Origin of the sequence: Streptomyces ipomoeae 91-03, assembly GCF_000317595.1 — a bacterium.
GTDB classification, from domain to species: Bacteria; Actinomycetota; Actinomycetes; order Streptomycetales; family Streptomycetaceae; genus Streptomyces; species Streptomyces ipomoeae.
The window spans coordinates 1-3,793 of sequence record NZ_AEJC01000051.1 but is presented as its reverse complement, the minus strand read 5'-3'; the positions used below and the strand labels follow the sequence as shown (position 1 = coordinate 3,793).

The following is a 3,793-nucleotide window of genomic DNA, read 5'->3' as shown; positions in this document are numbered from 1 at the left end:
CCCTCAGAGCCGCCGGTGATTCGGGATGAATCGACGCCAATCGGTGTGGCTCGGTGTGGCTCGGTGTGACTGTGTGCCTCAGCTGACGGACGGCAGGCTGAGCCAGACATCGGTGTACTTGAGGACCGCGAGGAACAGGCCGACGACGGCGAGCGAGATGCCCGCCCAGGAGACCGACTTGATCCAGACCGGCTGCGGCTTGCCCGGGGCGCCGAACGCCGGGCGGGCCAGGACCGCGAAGCCGACGAGCAGGGCGACCAGCGCGAAGACGCCGTTCCACAGCGCGGTCGCCTGCCAGGCGTCGCCGTAGACCGTCTGGAGCTGTGTGGCGACGGACGCGTTGGTCGCGGCCTGCATCTCCAGCTGGCCGGTGATCGTCTCGCGCGCGGAGGCCACCGTGCCGACCCAGCTGCCGGTCAGCGAGACGACGGCGAGCGCGGCGGACACGACGGCCCCGGCGCCCTGGCCCACACCGGACGGCTCCTTCACCGAGGCCTCGGGCACCTCGTCGCCGTCCTCCACAGCCGACTCGGCGTCGGCCGCCACCGCCTCGGTGCCGTCCGCCTCGGCCTCGGCCGACTCCGTGTCGGCCTTGGTCACATCCACCGTGCTCTCGTCGGTCTTGGCCTCGGCGTCGTTCTTCGCCTCGGCGCCCGTTCCGGCCCCGGTCTCGTCAGCTGTCTTGGTTCCCATACCTCGCACCGTACGAATGTTGTCTGAGAGGGCTCTTAATGATCGTCGCGGGCGCTGCGGGCGCGTGCCGCACGCCATTCGGGCGCCAGAACGGACCATATCTCCAAGTCGTGCCGGACCCCTCGGTGGGGATACCTCTCGCGCTGCACCCCGTCGCGGGACATCCCCAGCCGCCGGGCCACGTTCAGGCTGGGCCGGTTCCCGGAGGCCGCGATCCACTCGACCCGGTGGATGCCGCGTACGTCGACCGCCCAGTCGATCAGGATCCGCATCGCGCGCGTGACCAGCCCCCGCCCCGTACCGGCGGGTTCGAGCCAGCACCCGACCTCGCAGTTGGCGTTCTCCGCGTCGAAGTTGAGGAAGAGGACGCCGCCGACGAGCTTCCCGTCGAGCCAGATGCCGTGCAGGGAGCCGGTGTCGGCGGCGCGCATGTCCGCGTACCGCTGGAGCACCGCACGGGCGGAGGGCACGTCCGTGGCGGTCGAGCCGAAGGGGACGTACTGGTTGATGAACTCCCGTCCCCGTTCCAGGTGCGCCAGGAACTCCTCGGCGTGCCAGGGCTCCAGGGGCCGCAGTTCGGCCCCGTCGTCACCCAGGGATATCGCGTACATCCTGCTGCCGCTCCTTCGCCCGTACGTCCTTCGCGTCGGCGTCCACCACGTCGGTGTCCCCCGCCAGTACGTCCGCCGCCTCGGCGTCCGTCGTGGCGGCCAGCCTTTCATGGGCGGCGCGGCTCTCGGGCGGTTCGATGCTGATGCGCGGCATCCGGCGGTCGAGCCAGCGGGGCAGCCACCAGTTGGCGCCACCGAGCAGGTGCATGAGGGCGGGGACGAGGAGCGTACGCAGGACGAAGGCGTCGAGGGCGACGGCGGAGGCGAGCGCGATGCCGAACATGGCGATCACGCGGTCGCCGCTGAGGACGAAGGCGAGGAAGACGGAGATCATGATGACCGCCGCGGAGTTGATCACACGGCTGGTCTCGGCGAGGCCGACGCGGACCGCGCGCCGGTTGTCGCCGGTCTCCAGCCACTCCTCGTACATTCGGCTGACCAGGAAGACCTGGTAGTCCATGGAGAGTCCGAAGAGGACCGACACCATGATCACGGGGAGGAAGGGCTCGATCGGCCCGGCGCTGCCGAGGCCCATCAGTTCGCTGCCCCAGCCCCATTGGAAGATCGCGACGACCACGCCGAACGCGGCGGCTACGGCGGCCACGTTCATCGCGGCGGCCTTCAGCGGGATGCCGATCGACCGGAAGGCGAGCAGGAGCAGCAGACAGCCGAGCCCGATGACGACCCCGACGAACAGCGGGAGCTTGCCGACGATGACGTCGGCGAAGTCGTCGTAACCGGCGGTCACCCCTCCTACGTGGACATCCAGGTCGGTTCCGGTCTCGGCGCGCGGCAACACCTCGTCGCGCAGCCGTTCGACGAGGTCGCTGGTCCGCTCGGACTGCGGGGAGGAGTCCGGTACGACGGTGAGGTACGCGGTGTCGCCGCCCGTGTTGTACGTCACCGGGGTGACCGTCGAGACGCCGTCGGTGGCCCTGAGGGAGGCGTCGAGGTTGTCGAGCGCGAGCTTGTCGGCGCCGCCGTGGACCTCGGTGACGAGGGTGAGCGGGCCGTTCACTCCGGCGCCGAAGCCGTCGGCGAGGAGGTCGTACGCCTGGCGTGTGGTGGTCGCCTTGGGGTCGTTGCCCTGGTCGGAGGTGCCCAGGCGCAGCCCGAGGGTGGGCAGGGCGAGCAGGGCCATGACGACGAGGGCGATCGCGCCGAGCTTCTTGGGGTGCCGCTCGACGAAGGTGGACCAGCGGGCGGCGAAGCCGGTGGGCAGCTCCGGTTCGGGGCCGTGCTCGGCGAGGCGACGGCGCTCACGGCGGCCGAGTGCCCGCGTGCCGATGAACGACAGCAGCGCGGGCAGCAGGGTCACGGAGGCGGCCACGGTGAGGACCACGGTGAGCGAGGCGGCGATCGCGACGCCGTTGAGGAAGCCGAGCCGCAGGATCAGCATCCCGAGGAGGGCTATGCAAACGGTGGCGCCCGCGAACACGACGGCCCGCCCGGTGGTGGCGACCGCGTTCCGCGCGGCTTCCTCCACGGGCAGCCCGCGCTTCAGCCCCTTGCGATGGCGGGTCACGATGAACAGCGCGTAGTCGATGCCGACGCCGAGGCCGATCAGGGTGCCCAGCATGGGCGCGAAGTCGGCCACCGTCATGGCGTGCCCGAGCAGTGTGATGCCCGCGTAGGCGGTGCCGACACTGACCAGGGCGGTCGCGATCGGCAGCAGGCTGGCGGCGAGCGAGCCGAAGGCGAGGAAGAGGACCACGGCGGCGACGAGCACGCCGACGACCTCGGCGAGATGCCCGCCGGTGGTCTCGGTGAGCCCGATCGCGCTACCGCCCAGCTCCACCTGGAGCCCGTCGCCCTCGGCGGCCTTCGCGGTGCCGACGACGGCCCGGGCCTCGGCCTTGTCGACGTCCTCGGCCGGCTTGTCGAAGGTGACGGTGGCGTACGCGGTACGGCCGTCCTCGCTGATCCGGCCGCCGTCGGCGCCGTCGTACGGGTCGGTCACGGCGGCGACGCCCGGCAGATCGGCGATGTCGTCGAGGGTCTTCGTCATCGTCTGCTCGACGGCGGCGGCCCGTACGGTCCCGCCGACGGAGTGCCAGACGACGGTGGCGCTGTCGCCGCTGGTGCGGGGGAAGCCCTCGCTCAGGAGTTCGGCGGCGCGGCTGGATTCGGTTCCCGGGGTCTTGTAGTCGTTCGAGTACGCGGATCCGGCCACGGCGGCGCCGGCGACCGTGCCGGCGAACGCGAGAAGCCACAGAAGTACGGCGACGAGACGGTGCCGGACGCACCAGAGCGCAAGGGCTGCCACAGAACGTACTCCCGGGGAGTTAATTATTGATCTTTGACCGGGAACAGCCGTGAAGTGAACTTGACAGCCCGCAAAGAACGCATGAGCAATGCCCAGCCACTGTTTCATCCGGCAATGATCGTTTGGCCGCTTTGAGGGTCTCCTCACAGGAGATGGGAGGCAGCTCACAGGACAAACGACGGCACTCTGTCACCCCGCGTCACCGCCGTGCACACGGCTGGGG

At 70.4% G+C, this 3,793-nt stretch carries 3 protein-coding genes; all 3 read right to left on the bottom strand.

Going from position 1 to position 3,793, the window contains the following annotated elements:
* Window positions 1–78: 78 nt before the first annotated feature.
* The 3 genes from STRIP9103_RS02575 to STRIP9103_RS02565 are packed head-to-tail and all read right to left on the bottom strand — an operon-like array spanning window position 79 to window position 3,570.
* Window positions 79–693: a hypothetical protein gene (locus STRIP9103_RS02575; protein WP_009296933.1), complete on the bottom strand. Its 615-nt coding sequence runs from the start codon at window positions 691–693 to the stop codon at window positions 79–81.
* 35 nt (window positions 694–728) lie between these two features.
* Window positions 729–1,304 carry a GNAT family N-acetyltransferase gene (locus STRIP9103_RS02570; protein WP_009296928.1) on the bottom strand — a complete coding sequence of 192 codons (576 nt, stop codon included), beginning with the start codon at window positions 1,302–1,304 and terminating at the stop codon, window positions 729–731.
* Window positions 1,282–3,570, bottom strand: coding sequence for an MMPL family transporter (locus tag STRIP9103_RS02565; protein WP_009296930.1), 2,289 nt, complete (start codon window positions 3,568–3,570; stop codon window positions 1,282–1,284). Before STRIP9103_RS02565 ends, STRIP9103_RS02570 begins: the two co-directional genes overlap by 23 nt.
* Window positions 3,571–3,793: the final 223 nt, after the last annotated feature.

Coding starts and splice junctions, on each gene's coding strand:
- STRIP9103_RS02570 (WP_009296928.1), bottom strand. CDS start 1,304: ATGTACGCGATATCCCTGGGTGACGACGGGGCCGAACTGCGGCCCCTG.
- STRIP9103_RS02575 (WP_009296933.1), bottom strand. CDS start 693: ATGGGAACCAAGACAGCTGACGAGACCGGGGCCGGAACGGGCGCCGAG.